The following is a 17,986-nucleotide window of genomic DNA, read 5'->3' as shown; positions in this document are numbered from 1 at the left end:
CACATGTTACTCTTATTGCTTTGCCTACTTTAAGCGCTTCTGTAGGAAATTTTACTTCAAGTATTTTCATATCACTATCTCCTTATTGTATTTTTTAAGTCCTTCGAAACTTGCTTTCTTATTATATTGCTTACAGAACTGTACATAATCTATTAGCACCTTTACACTCAACTAAATCACCCCCTTTCTATTTCTAGCTTCCTCTATCACTTCTTTTAAATCTTGATTTTTATACTTCTCTATAAAGTCATCTAAGTCATAAGAAGAAATCTTAATCTTTTTTTTATTCTTTATAATAGGAATCAAGTTCAAATCAATTAAGTCTTTCAATGTCTCAGTCCCTACACTTAATCGTTCTCTTGATACTCTTGTAGAAAGTAGTTCGTTTGGATACCCTCTTTGCATCAATAGAACTATTTTTTCTTGACTAATTTCTTTTTCTATTTCTTTTTTTGCATTTTTTACTTCTTGTAGTATTATTGTTTTAATGCTTTCATTAAAAAGTTCTCCAAGATTTAAATTTTCCATATTTTAATCACCACCATTTCAAGAATATTCTGTATTTATCATTTATCAAGAAAGTTATAAAATAGTGCATCAAGCATGTATAATAAGTGATTATCTTTATCTATTGTCAATACTTCTTCATCTTCTATGTAAAACTTAATTAAATCTTCATCTAAACAATGAGTAATACAAGAGTTATCATCATCACTTATTAACATTCCTACTTCTTTTAACACTCCTTGTTTATTTTTAATCTGAACCTCTGATATTTCATCAAGAGTATTTTTTATACCATAGAATATATCTTCATTCATTGTTATTACCTCCATAATTTTTAATTTTCAAAGTTCTAACTTAACATTGATAATTGTTTGTTACTTTTAAACTTATTAATGAAATAAACTTGACCCTTCCCAGTAATTTTTGGTGTTTTAGTTACACTTATATATCCATTCGGATGAACTCTTGTACCTTCTTTGGTTTCTATAACCCCTAAATTCACACTTTTTTGAGTTGGTGTATTGTAATCCTCGCCTTTGCGTTTTATTAAATAACCATTATCTCTTAACCATGTAAATAATCTTTTCTCACCTGTATCAATTCCATTTTGTTTAAGTAATTTAGCTAGTTCTCCAACTAGTATAGAATCAGTAGATGATGCTACAGAATCGGCGAAAAGTACTTTTGGTTGTTGTAACTGAATTACCTTATCTTTTTCTTCTATTTCTCTGCTTTTCTTTTCTATTGTCTTTTGAGCCACTTGCAATGCTCTTGCCATTATTTCATCATCTGACATATCTTCTGTTGTATGTATATAACCACCAGTTTTACGAATTGTTGGTAAAACTTCATCAAATACCCAACTCTCAAATTTTTCAGCATTTTGTAATTTACTATTTACAATCAATCTATACATGTCGCTTTCGGGTATTGCATTTACTTCTAATACCTTATTTTCGTTTTGCGGATGAGGTATATAACTTTTTGTTACCCACCTACAATGGTCATTTATTGCTTTACTTGTATTTATATATCCTAAGCATTTGGCTATATCTGTTGCAACAAAATATGGTTTCCCATCAACCTCAGCCATTCTTATTTGTCCAAACTCCATCTTTTCAAATATTTGTAAGTTATTCACACCTGCCAACCTCCTTGTTTTTTTATTTTTATTCACATTTTGCGAATTATTTATTTAAAAAAATATCTTTTACATCTGTATTAAAAAAATCTGATATTTTCATTGCTTCACTTACTGTGAATCGCCTATCGCCATTTTCTTTACTTGAGTAAGTGTTGGGATTCATTCCCAATATTTTTGCTAAATCTCTTTGTCTCAATCCTTGTCTTACTCTAAGAGATTTCAAAATATAATTTTTCAATATATATCACTCCTTTTATTCTCAATTTGAAGTTTCTATAATTATATATTACCCCTCATTTTGTGAATTGTCAATCTATTTTTCATTTTTTTCTTCCTTTTCGCGAATTAAAATCACAAAACGCGTATTTTATAGTAATATAAAGATAACTGAATTCGTTATAGCTTTTAAGAGGGGGAGAATTACAATGTGCAAAGATGAAAGTAATATATTTTCTAGAAGATTAAGAGAAGAGAGAGAAGAGCTTGGTTTAATGCAAAAAGAGATGGCTAATAAATTAAGTTTACCAGCAAATACTTATAACGGATATGAAACTGGTAAAAGAAGCCCAGCACTTGATGTTGTAAGACATATAGCTGATACTTTAGATATATCAACTGACTATTTATTAGGTAGAACTAATATCAAAATTAATATTTCTAATATCACAGAAAAAGAGCTCATTGAAAAGTTAAATCCTTCTGATGATATGAAAGAAATACTTAATATTTTTAGCGAACTTGATGATGATTCTAAAAACAAAGCTTTAAAAATAGCAAAACTTTTTTTAGAAGAGCAAAACACTAAAAATAAAGAATAAAAATATATAAAATATAAAAAAAGAGGATTCAACCCTCTTTTTTTATATTTTTAAGCTCTGATTTTATTTCTTCTTTGCAATTATAAAATTTAGTTTCATCAATAGTTTCTAATCTCTTCATAATTTCATAAAATTTTAATATTTTAGAACAATCTGAATCTCCCACTTACGTCACCCTCTTATAATTTATAATATTTATTCTTTACCTCTCAAGTATGTAAAATATTTAGCTAATCACCTTCTTTTTATAATAATATAATTTATATCCCCCAGAACTTACGTTCGCAAAAAAGTTATAAAAATTCATTAACTTATAAATTTGATTATATTTATTTTAACACATATAATACTTAAAACTTTTAAAAAATATTTTGTAAATATATTTATATATTTTCTTGCAACTTAACTAACATATAGATTTTAATTTTTATTTTAAAAATCTACTTCTATTTTTTATTTCATATGTTCTTAAGTGTTTCATATTATCTTTTTTATCTCGTACTATCTGTATTATCACTAATTTTATTTAGTTTGACTAATTTATTTTTTCATAATTTTAATTTTAATTTTTTTATTACAATTTATTACAGTTTCCACAACTCCCTAAAAATTTAATTATAAAATAAATTCTATTACTTTCTATTTTCCTCTAGCTAGATAGAGTTATTTCTTACTTATATTTTAGCACAAATTTCCAACAAAAAAATCGACTAATAGGAAACTTTTCCCCTTAAAAATGCACATAATATAATTATCTGAATTTACTAAAAAATATATTAAAAGGTGATTTAATTTTATGTTAAGACAACTGAGAAAAATGAGACATTTAACACAATTAGAGTTAGCAGAAAAAATTAATTATAACAAAAGTTATATATCTAAATTAGAGAAAGGTAATTATAAAAATGTAACTGTTACTACAATAGTTGACTTAGCAATCGGTTTAGAGGTTAACTATTTAATAATAGCAGCAATATTCATAATGGAAGAATTGAGAAAAAGAAAAGAAAAAAATAGACTAGTTAAATACTAGTCTATTTTTATATTGTTAATATAGCAAATTCAAACTATTACATACACGCATTGCTTCTTTATTCATTTTAATAAGTTCATTTAAAACATTTTCGTTTTCTAAAGCTTCTACAGAAGGGTCTCCATCTATCTCAAAATACAGTGTTTTATTTTTTGTTGTTCCCATATAAACTAATTCATCATCTGAATCACGCACATATCCTTTTTCAAAAACATATATAGTAAAAAGGTTATCATATACTTTGCCATTTTTTATATAATCAAAATCTATATTTGCCTCTGAACCGTTATAATGTGAGACTTTTGATGCATTAATTTTATATTTTCCATCCCAATTCTTTGGTATTCTTAAACTAAATCCATAGTCACTATTTTTATAAATAGTATCAGAATTATCAAAGCTATATAATCTTTGATATGGTACACCACCAGAAAAATTATCGTTTACTTCATTGTAAGTGTAAAACCAAATTTCATTACTATTCTCTGATTTTATAACATGCTTCCAATCTCCATCTTGATAATGTACATTTATTTCAATGCTTTTCTCTTTTTCATTTATAGATAATATATCATAACGATTTCCACCTATTGTACTATCTGTTATACCAAATATTGAATACCCGCTATAACTTTCTTCATTCCAAACACCTAAAATATCTCTTAATACTTTTGAATTCGAATTTAAACATTGTTGTTTAATTTCTTCGGATAAATTCCCTACTGCTGTTATTTTAGTTGCATTAGTTAAAATACCTTTATCGCTTCCATAATCAACTAAAACTATTGGAGTATTTTTAGCCATTGATGAAGCAACTAAAGCATAAACTAAATCAGTCCCACTAGCTATATAAAATTCTTTTGCGCCATTATAGAACTTATTTACTATCTTCTTATTAGTATCGTATCTATCTGTACCACCTAATCTAGTTGAATTAGTATCATTAACTAGTTTATCACTCATTGATGAAGTACCACCTATTGCATAACTTTCTATTCCAGTAGTGTTAAATGGTACACTTTTCCCATCAGTTAATACTATAGGTGCTTTATCTCTAACAGCTACAGATGCAGCACTCATTGCATCAGGTTCGCCTTTGAAAGCATTAGTTAATATAACTTTACTAACCTTATTGATAGTCCCTATTTCTTTTGCTACATTATAACTTGTCTTAATCCTATCACTACCTTGAAGCCTTTTAGTTTCTATTCCTTTATCTTTCAGAAAAATTTCTGTTGCTTTATCAATAGAACTTTCTCCACCTATTATGTATACCTTTTTAGCTTTTTCTACTCTTTTAAGAGTTGCATTAGGTATATTATTTTTCTTAGTTAAAAGAATTGGAGCGTTTGTAGCTCCTGCAAGTCCACTTGCACTTAATCCATCAGCCATTGTACTGTCTGCATTAATTAATATAGCTGTAGTATAGTTTTGCTTATCTGCAATTATACCAGCAGTTTCATATTTATCTGCACCTTTAATTGATTCAACTTTATCAAGAGCATTTGCAGATATAGGGCAACTAGCAATAAACATAGATAAAGATAACCCTATTGTTAATAATTTCTTTGATTTCACAATATCTCCCCCTTTTTCATATCACTCAATTAAATTGTATAACAAAAATATATTATATGTTGTCGAAAGTACAAACTATTTCTACTCATTTAACGACATTAAGTAACGTTTGAATAAATCATTTTTTTATAATCTTATTCTCTATAATTTAAAAATTGTATCAATTAAAATTTATGTTATTATTTTCCATATACCTATTTTTAATATATGTATCTTTTAAAGTATCTTTAATTGTTATAATATAATTAGAGTTGAATACTCTGACTATTTAATTTTGAGAGGAGAAATTTTCATGAAAGGTGGAGTAAGAAAACGTGGGGAAAAATGGTATTACTACTTTGATTTAGGTACTGTTAATGGTAAAAGAAAAAAGATAGAAAGAGTTGGTGGTAAAACTAAAAAAGAAGCTGAAAAAGCTTTAAGAGATGCTCTAAGTGAGTTTGAAAATGAAGGTCAATTATTTTCAGATAATGAAATGAGTTTTTCTGATTTTTTGGACTTTTGGTACAAAGAATACGTTTTATTAAATTGTAAATATGGCACACAAAAAAACTATGAAAAAATAATAAGAAATCATTTGAAGCCAGGCTTAGGCAAGTACAAACTAAAAAATCTTAACCCTGCTATATTACAGAAATTTTTAAATGATAAGTCAAGATTTGGTCTTAGCAAAAATTCTATCAATAATTTTTATGGTGTTTTAAGTGGAGCTTTAAAATCTGCTGTATACCCATTTAAATTTATAAAAGAAAATCCTATGCAATATGTACATATGCCCAAAATGCAAGAAAATAAAAAAAGTGATTTGAAAATTATAAGTTTAAAAGATTTTAATAGAATCTTAGAAAGATTCCCGCAAGGGTCTAGTTTTTATGTGCCTCTACAAATAGCATTCAATACTGGAATACGTGGTGGTGAAGTAACTGCTTTACAATGGGAGGATATAGACCTAGAAAATAAAATTATAAATGTTAGGCACACTTTAATAAGCAGAGGAAAAGAAGGCTTTGAATTAGGTACACCAAAAACAGAAAGTTCTTATAGAAAAATAAATATTGGAGATACATTAACAAAAATCTTAAAAGAGCATAAAAGGTTACAAAAAGAGATGAAATTAAAATATGGTGAATGGTATATAGACTCTAACTTTGTATGTACAAAAGAAATGGGTGAGCATGTAACAACAAATAGTTTAAAATATTTAAGCAGAGTTGCTAACTACGAACTTGGCATAGATTTTAATTTTCACAGTTTAAGACATACACATGCTACTATGTTGTTAGAAAATGGCGCAAACATAAAAGACATACAGCATAGATTAGGACATGCTAAAATATCAACAACTATGGATACATATTCACATGTAACTAACAACATGAGAAACCAAACAGTAAATATTTTTGAAAGCATTGTAGAATAAATTTGCCACCGAAAAGTAATTACGGTGGCAAATCGGTGGCAAATACATCTTTATAACATCATTCAAACAGCTAAAACCCTGTTATTTTCTAATAAGTTTAACTACAGTCTCGCAATGTGGTGTATTAGGGAACATATCCATACACTTAACCAACTTAATCTCATAACCATAACTCTTAAAATCAACCAAATCAACAACCAAAGACTTAGGATTGCAAGAAATATAAACAATCTCCTCCGCATCAAATCCACAAATATCCCTAATAGCATCCTTATGAATACCTGGTCTAGGAGGGTCAACAATGATTAAATCAGGCTTATCCTTCAAATCTTTAACAACCTTAGCAACATCTCCAGCAATAAACTCACAATTAGTAAGCCCATTTAATTTGGCATTTTCATTAGCCGCAACAACTGCTTCTTCAACTATTTCAATACCATACACCTTCTTAGCTGCACCAGCCATAACCTGTCCAATAGACCCAGTCCCACTATATAAATCAAATACAACCTTATCATTGTAATTTCCAATAAAATCCCTAGCAATACTATAAAGAACCTCTGCTCCTTTAGTATTAGTTTGGAAAAATGAAAATGGAGAAATCTTAAATTTAAGTCCTAAAATCTCCTCTTGTATATAATCTCTTCCATATAAAACTCTTAACTCATCACATTGAACAGCATCTGCTAGACCATCATTAATAGTATGAAGTACACCTACCAACTCAGCTTTTAAATTAAGTCCTAAAAGCATGTCCTTAAATTCATTCATATTAAAATCTTCCTGAGAAGAAGTAACTATATTAACCATAATCTCATTAGTATGAATACCTGTTCTAACTACAAAATGTCTTAAATATCCCTTGTGATTCATTGTTCTATAATAAGGAAGATTTTTTTCATTGAAAAACTCTACACTAGATACTAATACTTTTGAAAAGTCTTCATCAACTAACATACATTCTTCAACAGTTTGTATATCTATATGCTTTCCTTTTTTATGAAGTCCTAATGTTAAAGGTCCATTTTTTACTTCATCCCCAAAAGTATATTCCATTTTATTTCTATAGTACTTGTTTTCAGGACTTCCTTCTATTCCTAAAAATTGAAATCCAAATAAGTCTTGCTTTAAAAATAAATCCATAACTTGTTTTTCTTTTATTTCTAACTGCTTTTCGTATGGCACTGATAGTAATGTACATCCTCCACATTCTCTAAAGTGCTTACAAGGTGTTTCGGTTTCAAGTGGTGAATGTTCAAGCAATTCCATCATCTTAACTTCTGCTTTTTTGCTTCTAACTTTTTTAACAGCAGCTTTTACCTTTTGACCACTTATTCCGCCCTTCATATGGATAACTCTATCTCCAACTTGGCTTAAGGATGTACCTCCAAAATCCATTTTATCTACTTCAAATTCTATAATATCCTTTTTCTTCACAAACGTTCCTCCAATTTACTGTATTATAATTTGCGGTTTTACTCTATGTTAATGTCTTATTACTTGCCTAAGCTCTTTCAAAAAAACTTATTTTTCTATATTAATATCTTATGGTATTATATTTAAATTACTTATCTTTCTTCAATCAGCTTTACTTCTTCATCTGTCAACTCTCTATATTCACCTAACTCTAAACTCTCATCCAACTTTAAATTACCCATAGACAATCTTTTTAAGTATACTACTTTTTTATCTACACTTTCAAACATTCTTTTAACTTGGTGAAATTTCCCTTCATGTATTGTAAGTTCTATCTCTGATTCCTCATCACTCTTTAATATTTTTAACTGAGATGCCATAGTTTTGTACCCATCATCAAGTACTACTCCTTCTGCAAAAGCTTCTATATCTTTTTCAGTCACGATTCCATCAATTTTTGCATAATAAGTCTTAGGCACATGCTTTTTAGGAGATAAAACTCTGTGAGAAAGCTTCCCATCATTAGTTAAAACTAATAATCCCTCTGTATCTTTGTCTAATCTTCCAACAGGAAACGGCTCAAATGCTAAGTATGATACATCAATCAAATCTAAAACTGTTGGGTCGTATTTATCCGTAGTTGCTGATATATATCCATCCGGTTTATTCATCATTAAATATATATATTCTCTATAGATAACTTCTTCTCCATTGAATAATATTTCATCGTTTTCAGTATCTACTTGAGTTCCTGGATTTGAAACGTCACTTCCATTTACTACTACAGACCCTTGCTTACAGTATTTCTTTATCTCGCTTCTACTTCCATAACCTAAGTTTGAAAGAATTTTATCTATACGTTGCTTCTTAGCCATTAAAAATGTTCTCCATTCTCATAATATTTTTCTTTTTCAAATAGTGTAAATGCTAAATCCATACTTTCTACATCTAAATTATTTCTTATACTATCAGTTATTATTCTTGCTACTGTATCTTGTACTTCTTGTCCCCTATCAAACCATGCTATCTCAACAAATGGATACACTTCTGCTATTTTACCATCTCTTATTGCAACTGATTTTATACATTCTATCTCAAAGTAATCTCTTGGACATTTTACAGCTTCAACTAAATCATCTATCATTTTTTCACTTATTTTACATATATCATTTTCATTAATTCCTCTTATCTTTATCTGTGGCATATTAACTCCTTTATTTTAACCCTTCTTTATTTTAATTCTTCCTAAATCATTTCTATTCTTTATTATTCTACCTAATCCTATTATCTTCTATTTAATATTATACTTGTAATTTATAGTTATTACAATTTACTATATACTTTTTTTAATTTAACGTTATAATATAAGTGATGGGTAAATTTTAAAAGTTAATAGGAGGAGTTTAAAATGGCATTAATTACTACAAAAGAAATGTTTAAAAAAGCTTACGAAGGTGGATTTGCTATAGGTGCATTTAACATAAGTGACTTAGAACAATTACAAGGTGTTTTAAAGGCTGCTAAAGCTAAAAATTCTTATGTTATGATACAAGCTTCTATGTCAGCTGTTAAATATGCTGGACCTCACACTTTAGTTGAGATGGTTAAAGCTGCTTCTGATGAAATAGGTGTAGATGTAGCTCTTCACTTAGATCATGGTCCAAATATGGATGCTATTAAAACTTGTATTGATGCTGGTTTCTCTTCAGTTATGATAGATGGATCTCATTTTGACTTTGAAGAAAATGTTAAAATAACTAAAGAAGCTGTTGAATATGCACACTCTAAAGGTGTTGTTGTTGAAGCAGAACTTGGTGTTTTAGCTGGAACAGAAGATGATGTTACTTCTGATGTTCATAAATATACTCAACCTGCTGAAGCAGTTGAATTCGTTGAAAGAACAGGAGTTGATTCATTAGCTATAGCTATAGGAACTTCTCATGGTGCTTTCAAATTCAAAGGAGAAGCTAAATTAAGATTCGACATACTAGAAGAAATCCAAAGCAAATTACCAGGTTTCCCAATAGTTCTTCATGGTGCATCTGCTGTTGACCAAAACGCTGTTGCTACATGTAATGAATTTGGTGGAAATATAGCTGGAGCTAAAGGTGTACCTGTAGACATGTTAAGAAAAGCATCTTCTATGGCTGTTTGTAAAATAAACATGGATACTGACTTAAGACTAGCTATGACTGCTGCTGTTAGAAAATTCTTAGCTGAAAATCCAAAAGAATTTGATCCAAGAAAATACATTGGTGCTGGTAGAGATGCTATACAAGCTGTAGTTGAAGGTAAAATAGATGATGTTTTAGGTTCTGCTAACTCTATAAACTAATATAACTTTTAAATATTTATAAAAGAAAAGAGATGACTTAGAATAATTAAAATTATTTTTAAGCCATCTCTTTTAAGTTGTATATATGGTTATGTATTTACAAATATCTTAGTTTATAAAATTAATACACATAAGTTTATAGTATATTACACATTAAAAAAATTATCTTATAGCTATTCAAATTACTCTATTAACTTATTTACTAAACACGAATATATCCGCTTTTTATCTTTCTATGTATTGTAGAAGGATATATTCCTATCACTTCTGCTGCCTTTGTTATTGACCCATATTTATTTATAGCTTTACTTATCATTATTTGGTCTACCATTTTATATGCATCATTCAGATTCATAATTCCATTTACCACTATTGGTGATAAATCATCTGATTCGCTATCAATCATATCCAGATTTATAAGCATATTAAATTCATCTTCTCCAATTACGTTTTTGGCTGATAATACTACAAATCTTTCAATAATATTTTTTAACTCTCTTATATTTCCTGGCCAAGAGTATTCTTCCAATAATTCAATAACCTTAGGTGAAACTTCTACTTCTCTATTGTACTTATCATTATAAAGTTTTAAGAAATAGTCCACTAATGGAACTATATCTTCTTTTCTTTCTCTAAGTGGTGGTATCTTTACTGGAATAACACTCAGTCTATAGTACAAATCTTGTCTAAATTTGAGGTTGTTTCTAAGGTCCTCATGAGAAATATTAGTGGCGCTTATATATCTAACATCTATCTTTATAGGTTTACTTCCACCAATTCTAGTAATTGTATTTTCTTGTATAACTCTAAGTAATTTTTTTTGCATTTGCATTGGCAGTTCACCTATTTCATCCAAGAATATAGTTCCACCATTTGCTTCTTCAAAAAGTCCTTTTTTACCTTTTTTCTTAGCTCCAGTAAAAGAACCTTCTTCATATCCAAAAAACTCTGATTCTAATAATTCATTTGGTATGGCCCCACAGTTTATAGCTATAAAAGGCTTTTCCCTTCTTGAACTATACTTATATATTGTCCTAGCTATAATTTCTTTTCCTACACCTGATTCTCCATTTATAAATATAGAAGAATCTGATGCTGCAGCTCTCTTGACAACTTTTTTTATATTGTCCATAGTCTTACTTTGGCTTATATACTCTGTATCTTCTGATACATCACTATATCTTATCTGAGATTCAAGTTTAATAACTCTTGATATATCCCTTCCTGTAAGTACTCCCCCTGTAAGTTTTCCTTTTGAGTCCCATCTTGGAACAGCTGTATAGGCAATAAGTTTTCCATCAGGATAAACAATATTTCTATAAATCTTTTTCTTTACCTTAAGCATATTTAATATTATTGGTTCCTCAACTAACCCTTGTCTGACAAGATCTGTTATATTTCTACCAAGTACTTCAGTTCTTTTAAAAGGTAAAATCTCATCACTGACAGTATTCATCTTTTCAATTACCCCATCTTTGTTAAATACAACGACAACTTCATCTATATGTTCTATTATATCCTCAACTATTTTGTCAGATATTACAGACTTCTCAAATAAATAAACTATGTTATTTTCATTATCATTATCTTTCATATTATAAATATGTGCAGTCATTCTTAATTCTCTAAAAGCTATTTTCTTTTTATCATTTACCAGTATGTCTTTTTTGTCAAAATTTGAATCTAATTCATTGATATTTTTAGGTCTTTTTATATCGAGAAAGCTAAAAATATTATCTATTAGATGATTACAATATATTATTTCGCCTGACTCTTTGCATAAAATAACTGGATTTTCTACATGTTCTATAAGCCCTATCAAATTATTATCCATCAATATTCGCACCTTTCATTAAGTAATTTATTGAACTACATACAAAATTTATTGTTTGCTTACAATAAATACTATTAGCACATACAACCAACTCCTTATTTGTCTTTTTTTTAATATCTTCTTTCATTAAAATACAACCTACAGATAATTTTAATGGTCATAGTTTGTTAAAAATTTCATTTTGCTTTTAATTGTATTTTATCACATATTCGGTAATTATTTGTCTATTTAACACAATTTAATTAAAATTAATACTTATTTTTGAAAATAAAGATAATCCTTATAGAATACGACTCACATTTTGTAAGTAATATACATATAAGGATTATCTAGATATCTTGTATTATAAAATTTTATTCAAACAGACTTTTTAATAACTGACAAATACGATTTAGCAATAACTATATTATGTAATAATATTTATGCTACTAACTAATAAGGCTTATTTCATCAGTAATATTTAGGTACTTGTTACCTATTAAGCTTTTATAGCTTCTAATAAATCATCAACGCTATCTAATTTTTCTATAAGCATTGGAACTATTTCATGTAAGTCTCCAACTACTCCATAATCAGCAATTTCTAATATTGGAGCTGCTGGGTTTTTGTTTATAGCAATTATGAAATCTGATGATTGCATACCTGCTAAATGTTGTATTGCTCCTGATATACCACAAGCTATGTATAGGTTTGGTTTAACAGTAGTTCCTGTTTGACCTACTTGGTGAGAATGGTCTATCCATCCAGCATCTACAGCAGCACGAGAAGAACCAACTACTCCACCTAATTTGTCAGCTAATTGTTTAAGCATTTCAAATCCTTCAGGTCCACCTAATCCTAGACCACCTGATACTATAACATTTGCATCTGTAAGAGATACTAAATCTTTTTTACTCTTAACTGTTTCTAAAACAGTAGTTCTTATATCATCTTGAGTTATTTTGTAATCTAATGCTATAACTTCACCAGTTCTTGTTTCGTCTTTTTCAGCTTTATCCATAACACCAGGTCTAACTGTAGACATTTGAGGTCTATGGTTTGGACAAATGATTGTAGCCATTATGTTTCCACCAAATGCTGGACGAGTTTGTTTTATTTTCTTATCTTCTGGGTCTATTTCTAATTTAGTACAGTCTGCTGTTAATCCAGTTCCTACTCTTGAAGCTATTCTAGGTGCTAAGTCTCTACCTATATGAGTTGCTCCGAAAAGCATTATTTCTGGTTTTATTTCATCTATTGCATCTTTTATTACTTTTGTATATGCATCAGTTGTATATTTTTCTAAAAGAGCATCGTCTGCAACATAAACTTTATCAGCTCCATAAGAAATTAATTCTTTAGCTAATCCATCAACATCTTTTCCTAATAATACTGCACAAAGTTCTGCATCTACTTCTTTAGCTAATTTTCTTCCTTCTCCTAATAATTCGATAACTACTGGAGTTATTTTTCCATCTCTTTGCTCTGCAAATATCCATACATTTTTATAAGAACTTAAATCTTTTATATCATTCATAGTTTGTACTCCTCCAACTTATATAATATGCTTTTGTTTTAGACCTATTATTATTTTGTTAGCTATTTCATCAGCTTTACCTTCTAAGATTTCTCCTTTTCCTCTTGGCTCAGGAGTAAATGATCTAAATACTTTAGTTGGTGATGCTTTTAAGCCAACTTCTTCTTTATTTACGTCTAAATCATCAATTGTCCAAACTTTTACATCATGTTTATATGCTTTAACTATTTTATCAACAGACATATATCTAGGTGCATTTAATTCTTTTACTGCTGTTAAAAGTACAGGTGTACTTACTTTAATTAATTCATATCCATCTTCTAATTGTCTTTGAACTATTATGTCTTTTCCTTCTATTTTGAAGTCTTGTACATATGTAACTTGAGGAATGTCTAGTTTTTCTGCAATTTGTGGTCCAACTTGTGCAGTATCTCCATCTATTGCTTGTCTTCCTGCAAATATTATATCATAGTCACCTATTTTAGATATTCCTGCTGCGATAGTATTTGATGTAGCCCAAGTATCAGCTCCTCCAAATGCTCTATCACTTAATAATATTGCATCATCAGCCCCCATAGCTAAACATTCTCTTAGCATAAAATCTGCTTGAGGAGGTCCCATTGTTATAACTGTTATAGTTACATCATCATGCTCATCTTTAATTTTTAAAGCTTCCTCTAGTGCATTTGCATCATCTGGGTTTAATATACTTGGAACTCCATCTCTTATAAGAGTACCTGTTTCTTTATTTATTCTTACTTCGTTAGTATCTGGAACTTGTTTTACGCAAACTAATATTTTCAAAGTCTATACCTCCAATTTCATTAGATTATTTATTATTTTAATATGTTTGATGAAATTACCATTTTTTGAACTTCTGATGTTCCTTCGTATATTGATACGATTCTAGCATCTCTGTACATTCTTTCGATTTCATAATCTTTTATGAATCCATATCCACCATGAAGTTGTAATGCTTTATAAGCAACTTCATTTGCAACTTCTGCTGCATAGTATTTAGCCATAGCAGATTCTTGAGCAACTCTCATCCCTGCATCTCTCTTTTGTGCTGCATCATAAACTAATCCTCTAGCTGCACAAACTTTTGTTTCCATATCAGCTATAGTAAATTGAGTATTTTGGAATTTAGCTATAGGCTTACCAAATTGAACTCTTTGTTTTGTATATTTAACAGCTTCATCTAAAGCACCTTGAGCAATTCCTAGAGCTAAGGCAGCAACACCTATTCTACCTACTTCTAAAGTACCCATTGCTATTTTAAATCCATTACCTTCTTTTCCTATAAGGTTTTCTTTTGGAACTTTAACATTTTCAAATATTAAGTCAGAAGTTTCAGTTCCTCTTATACCCATCTTATCTTCATGAGCTCCTGTTGAGAAACCATCCCATTTGCTTTCTACTATAAATGCTGATGTTCCTCTAAGACCTTTAGATCTATCTGTAACTGCTATTACTATAGCTATGTCGCAGAATGGTCCATTAGTTATGAAAGTTTTTCTACCATTTAATATGTAGTGGTCTCCTACTAATTCTGCTGTAGTTTGTTGTCCACCAGCATCAGAACCAGCTCCTGGCTCAGTTAAACCAAATGCTCCTATTAACTCACCTGTTGCTAAACCTCTTAAGTATTTTTGTTTTTGCTCTTCAGTACCATTGTAAAGTATTGGTAATGTAGCAAGAGAAGAACCAGCTGTAACGAATGTAGCTGTTGAAGCACATCTTCTAGCTATTTCTTCCATTATGATAGCATAAGAAACATATCCTGCTCCCCCACCACCATATTCTTCTGGGATATTACTGCTTATAAATTTTGTTTCAGCTAATTTTTTGATTAATTCCTTAGGCATTACACCTGTTTTATCCATTTCTGCTGGTAAAGTATCTAATTCTTTACTAACAAAATCTCTTACTGCTTTTCTTAAAAGTTCTTGCTCTTTGTTATATAACATAGCTTCCTCCAATTTTCATATTTTATAGTAAATTTATTTTAATGAACTTAAGCTAAACTCATCATCTCTGCAAAAGTTTGAATACGAGTTCTTGCTTGTTCATTATTCTGAGTTTGTTGGTCGATTTCAACATATAAAGTAGGTATTCCACTATCTTCTATATCTTTCTTAACTAAAGGATAATCGTATTCTTCTGGGTCACAGAATTTCATCATACAGAAGATAACACCATCTACATCTTTCTTTTTAACTTCATCCACTATAAGTGACCCACGTTTTTTCTTAGGGTCATAAGCTAATGAACAACCTTCTATGTTTGACCATTGTCTTGCTAATCTTTCTAATGCATCATCACCTGCAGGCACATCTGTTCTGAATTGTCTTGTTTCTTGAGCTAAATCATCAGCTACTACTGCTATATTATTGTCTTCTAAAATATCTAATATATCTTTAGAATCTGCTAATATACCTGTCAATAAAACTTTCTTTCCAGAACAGACTTCTTCTGGCATTGTGTTTAATTTTGCTATTAAATCTTTTACTAATTTAGTGTGTTCTTCTTTTCTCATAAAGAATCCACTTTTAATTACTAAGCTTCTTATTGATGGTTTTATAGTATTAGAATGTTTGTAAGCTACTTCAACAAAGTCTCTCATAGTTTTTCTATGTTCATTGTAAGTTTCTATACTTTCATGAATTTTTGCTTCTTCTATTTCATAACCACATATTTCTTCAAGTTCTCTTTTTACACCTTTGTACTCACTGATTAGGTATTTTACACCAGCTTCAAGTTTTCTGTTTTGTGGGTGTACTAATGATATATATTTTATGTGAGGTACTGCTGATTTCCAGTTTTGTCCTAAACAAATTAATGTGTCACACATACCTGGTATAATAACTCCAGATAATTCATCATATGCACCTTTTAATCCATATTCTAGACATGATTGCATTATTGAACATGCAAATGCAGGGAAATATTGTTTAGCTAAATCTAATTCTGTTTGTCCTCCCCATATACCAACTGGAAGCATTCCAGCTGCATGTATAATTTCTTCTGGGCAATAAACTGGGAAACAACCTATAGCTTTTTTGCCAGTTGCATTTTTATATTCTTTTACAGCCTTATTTGGATTTTCAACTACTTCTTTCATTTTAGATAAAATAGCTTCCATTATATCTCACCTCTATTAAGTTTTTTTCTTTCTTCCATTACTTCAACTAAACCTTGAATTCTTGTTTCAAATTGAGCATTAGTAAAGGCTCTAGGGTCTGCTTGGTCACCATCAAATCCAGCATATGGTAATCCAGTTTCTTCAGCTGCTCTTCTTTGCATTTCATATTGTATTAAACTCATAAGTTTACAACTTCTGTTCATATGATAGAATGCTCCATCACATTTACCCTCTACTAAAGAATCAACTCTATATTTTGTCATACGGTCTAAGTTTACATTGTTAAACATAGTACTGTATGCTACTGCCATTCCATCTAAATCATTAACTTCATATTGTAATGCCCAAGCATGTGGGTAAACACTACCTGTCATGTTAACTCCAAATTTAGCTAATGTTTTCATTTTATATCCAATATATGGCCAGCAAGGTATACCTTCCATCATTATTCTATATTTTTCTTCTCCTCTGAAAGAAGATTTTCCAGTTTTCATGTTGTCTTCTAACTCTTCTATAAGTAATTTAAATGCTTCTGTAGTTTCTTTTTTACCTCTAGCACAAACTATTACAGCCATGTAAGTAAATAAATCAAATCCATTCATTGGTGAAGGAGAAGAATCTGCTGGTAAACTCATAGAATATTTCCATAGTCTTCCGTTTTCAGCTGATACTTTCATTACTTCTTCAAATTTCTTAGGGTCAAATTTCTTCCCTGATATAATTTCTAATTGTTTTATAGCTTCTTCAAATTGAGCTTTTATATAATCTATTCTTGATTGAGTTACTTCATCTTCATTATTGAAAGTTGTATCAATCATTATTAAAGGTATATCTAATTCTCTTGAAATATTTTCATACCATTTTATAACTTGATTACATATATTGTTACAGCAAAGTAGGAAATCTGGAGCTGGCATATCTAAAGCTTCACATCCACCATTTTCTAAAAGACCAAAGTTTGTTCTTGCATATGCACATAGGTCGATAGAATATCCTTTAGATTCAGCCATTTCACATAATTCTAAAGAACCTTTTTTAGCCGCTACCCCAGCTGCTTGATTTTCTGGATATAATACATTTAAGTCAAATACTTCTGCTAATTCTTGAGGAAATACTGATGTTGACCAACCTACAGGTCTTCCTTCTTCTTTAGCTTTAAATGCATTTGCATATTGTTCAGCTAATAAATCGTTTATTACTACTCTAGCTTCTTTTTTTTCAGACATTGTCATCCCTCTTT

At 29.5% G+C, this 17,986-nt stretch carries 20 protein-coding genes; 4 read left to right on the top strand and 16 right to left on the bottom strand.

Annotated elements, in window-relative coordinates; genetic code table 11:
• Positions 1-171: 171 nt before the first annotated feature.
• From KGF50_RS06865 to KGF50_RS06850, 4 genes are read right to left on the bottom strand one after another with little or no spacing between them, the layout of a single operon-like run.
• Positions 172-528: a hypothetical protein gene (locus KGF50_RS06865; protein ID WP_227847385.1), complete on the bottom strand. Its 357-nt coding sequence runs from the start codon at positions 526-528 to the stop codon at positions 172-174.
• A gap of 38 nt (positions 529-566) precedes the next feature.
• Positions 567-821 carry a hypothetical protein gene (locus KGF50_RS06860; protein WP_227847384.1) on the bottom strand — a complete coding sequence of 85 codons (255 nt, stop codon included), beginning with the start codon at positions 819-821 and terminating at the stop codon, positions 567-569.
• Positions 822-856: 35 nt separating this feature from the next.
• Positions 857-1,648 carry a phage antirepressor KilAC domain-containing protein gene (locus tag KGF50_RS06855; protein WP_227847383.1) on the bottom strand — a complete coding sequence of 264 codons (792 nt, stop codon included), beginning with the start codon at positions 1,646-1,648 and terminating at the stop codon, positions 857-859.
• Between the two features lie 46 nt (positions 1,649-1,694).
• Positions 1,695-1,889, bottom strand: coding sequence for a helix-turn-helix domain-containing protein (locus tag KGF50_RS06850; protein WP_227847382.1), 195 nt, complete (start codon positions 1,887-1,889; stop codon positions 1,695-1,697).
• Positions 1,890-2,076: 187 nt separating this feature from the next.
• On the opposite strand from KGF50_RS06850, the gene KGF50_RS06845 reads away from it, so the two are divergent.
• Complete coding sequence (locus KGF50_RS06845; protein ID WP_227847381.1) at positions 2,077-2,469, top strand: helix-turn-helix domain-containing protein; 393 nt, start codon at positions 2,077-2,079, stop codon at positions 2,467-2,469.
• Positions 2,470-2,497: 28 nt separating this feature from the next.
• Here KGF50_RS06845 and KGF50_RS06840 read toward each other — a convergent pair whose 3' ends face one another.
• Positions 2,498-2,635, bottom strand: coding sequence for a hypothetical protein (locus tag KGF50_RS06840; RefSeq protein WP_227847380.1), 138 nt, complete (start codon positions 2,633-2,635; stop codon positions 2,498-2,500).
• Positions 2,636-3,265: 630 nt separating this feature from the next.
• On the opposite strand from KGF50_RS06840, the gene KGF50_RS06835 reads away from it, so the two are divergent.
• Complete coding sequence (locus KGF50_RS06835; RefSeq protein ID WP_227847379.1) at positions 3,266-3,502, top strand: helix-turn-helix domain-containing protein; 237 nt, start codon at positions 3,266-3,268, stop codon at positions 3,500-3,502.
• A gap of 15 nt (positions 3,503-3,517) precedes the next feature.
• Here the strand turns inward: KGF50_RS06835 and KGF50_RS22470 are convergent, their stop codons facing one another.
• The gene (locus KGF50_RS22470) at positions 3,518-5,080 is read right to left on the bottom strand and encodes a cell wall-binding repeat-containing protein (protein WP_413926801.1); all 1,563 of its coding nucleotides are present in this window, start codon (positions 5,078-5,080) and stop codon (positions 3,518-3,520) included.
• A gap of 292 nt (positions 5,081-5,372) precedes the next feature.
• Here KGF50_RS22470 and KGF50_RS06825 point away from each other — a divergent pair, with 292 nt between their 5' ends.
• Positions 5,373-6,500 (top strand): site-specific integrase, encoded by a 1,128-nt coding sequence (locus KGF50_RS06825; protein WP_227847378.1) that lies wholly within the window; start codon positions 5,373-5,375, stop codon positions 6,498-6,500.
• An 81-nt stretch (positions 6,501-6,581) separates the two neighbouring features.
• Here KGF50_RS06825 and rlmD read toward each other — a convergent pair whose 3' ends face one another.
• From rlmD to KGF50_RS06810, 3 genes are all read right to left on the bottom strand, one after another.
• Positions 6,582-7,937, bottom strand: coding sequence for a 23S rRNA (uracil(1939)-C(5))-methyltransferase RlmD (rlmD, locus tag KGF50_RS06820; protein ID WP_227847377.1), 1,356 nt, complete (start codon positions 7,935-7,937; stop codon positions 6,582-6,584).
• Between the two features lie 131 nt (positions 7,938-8,068).
• The gene (locus KGF50_RS06815; RefSeq protein WP_227847376.1) at positions 8,069-8,791 is read right to left on the bottom strand and encodes a pseudouridine synthase; all 723 of its coding nucleotides are present in this window, start codon (positions 8,789-8,791) and stop codon (positions 8,069-8,071) included.
• Positions 8,791-9,120 (bottom strand): DUF1904 domain-containing protein, encoded by a 330-nt coding sequence (locus tag KGF50_RS06810; protein WP_227847375.1) that lies wholly within the window; start codon positions 9,118-9,120, stop codon positions 8,791-8,793. Before KGF50_RS06810 ends, KGF50_RS06815 begins: the two co-directional genes overlap by 1 nt.
• Positions 9,121-9,324: 204 nt before the next feature.
• Between KGF50_RS06810 and fba the strand changes: the two genes are divergently transcribed.
• Positions 9,325-10,251: a class II fructose-1,6-bisphosphate aldolase gene (gene fba, locus KGF50_RS06805; RefSeq protein WP_227847374.1), complete on the top strand. Its 927-nt coding sequence runs from the start codon at positions 9,325-9,327 to the stop codon at positions 10,249-10,251.
• Between the two features lie 202 nt (positions 10,252-10,453).
• Here the strand turns inward: fba and KGF50_RS06800 are convergent, their stop codons facing one another.
• The 7 genes from KGF50_RS06800 to hadB form a co-directional block, all read right to left on the bottom strand.
• Positions 10,454-12,085 carry a sigma 54-interacting transcriptional regulator gene (locus KGF50_RS06800; RefSeq protein WP_227847373.1) on the bottom strand — a complete coding sequence of 544 codons (1,632 nt, stop codon included), beginning with the start codon at positions 12,083-12,085 and terminating at the stop codon, positions 10,454-10,456.
• On the bottom strand, positions 12,078-12,212 hold the full coding sequence (locus tag KGF50_RS22320) for a hypothetical protein (RefSeq protein ID WP_255654787.1): 135 nt from the start codon (positions 12,210-12,212) through the stop codon (positions 12,078-12,080). The genes KGF50_RS06800 and KGF50_RS22320 overlap by 8 nt, the downstream gene beginning before the upstream one ends.
• 351 nt (positions 12,213-12,563) lie before the next feature.
• Entirely contained in the window at positions 12,564-13,601 is a 1,038-nt protein-coding gene (locus KGF50_RS06795) for an electron transfer flavoprotein subunit alpha/FixB family protein (RefSeq protein WP_227847372.1), read from the bottom strand.
• A gap of 18 nt (positions 13,602-13,619) precedes the next feature.
• Positions 13,620-14,405: an electron transfer flavoprotein subunit beta gene (gene etfB / locus KGF50_RS06790; RefSeq protein ID WP_227829325.1), complete on the bottom strand. Its 786-nt coding sequence runs from the start codon at positions 14,403-14,405 to the stop codon at positions 13,620-13,622.
• A gap of 32 nt (positions 14,406-14,437) precedes the next feature.
• On the bottom strand, positions 14,438-15,571 hold the full coding sequence (gene acdB / locus KGF50_RS06785; RefSeq protein ID WP_227847371.1) for a putative isocaproyl-CoA dehydrogenase AcdB: 1,134 nt from the start codon (positions 15,569-15,571) through the stop codon (positions 14,438-14,440).
• Between the two features lie 47 nt (positions 15,572-15,618).
• Positions 15,619-16,746, bottom strand: coding sequence for a (R)-2-hydroxyisocaproyl-CoA dehydratase subunit beta (gene hadC, locus KGF50_RS06780; protein WP_227847370.1), 1,128 nt, complete (start codon positions 16,744-16,746; stop codon positions 15,619-15,621).
• On the bottom strand, positions 16,746-17,972 hold the full coding sequence (gene hadB / locus KGF50_RS06775; RefSeq protein ID WP_169468259.1) for a (R)-2-hydroxyisocaproyl-CoA dehydratase subunit HadB: 1,227 nt from the start codon (positions 17,970-17,972) through the stop codon (positions 16,746-16,748). Before hadB ends, hadC begins: the two co-directional genes overlap by 1 nt.
• Positions 17,973-17,986 lie beyond the last annotated feature (14 nt).

The sequence above is a fragment of the Clostridioides sp. ZZV15-6598 genome (genome assembly GCF_020657705.1).
Lineage (GTDB): Bacteria > Bacillota > Clostridia > Peptostreptococcales > Peptostreptococcaceae > Clostridioides > Clostridioides difficile_F.
Note: the sequence above shows the minus strand (reverse complement) of the source record. Positions and strands in the feature narration are given on the sequence as shown.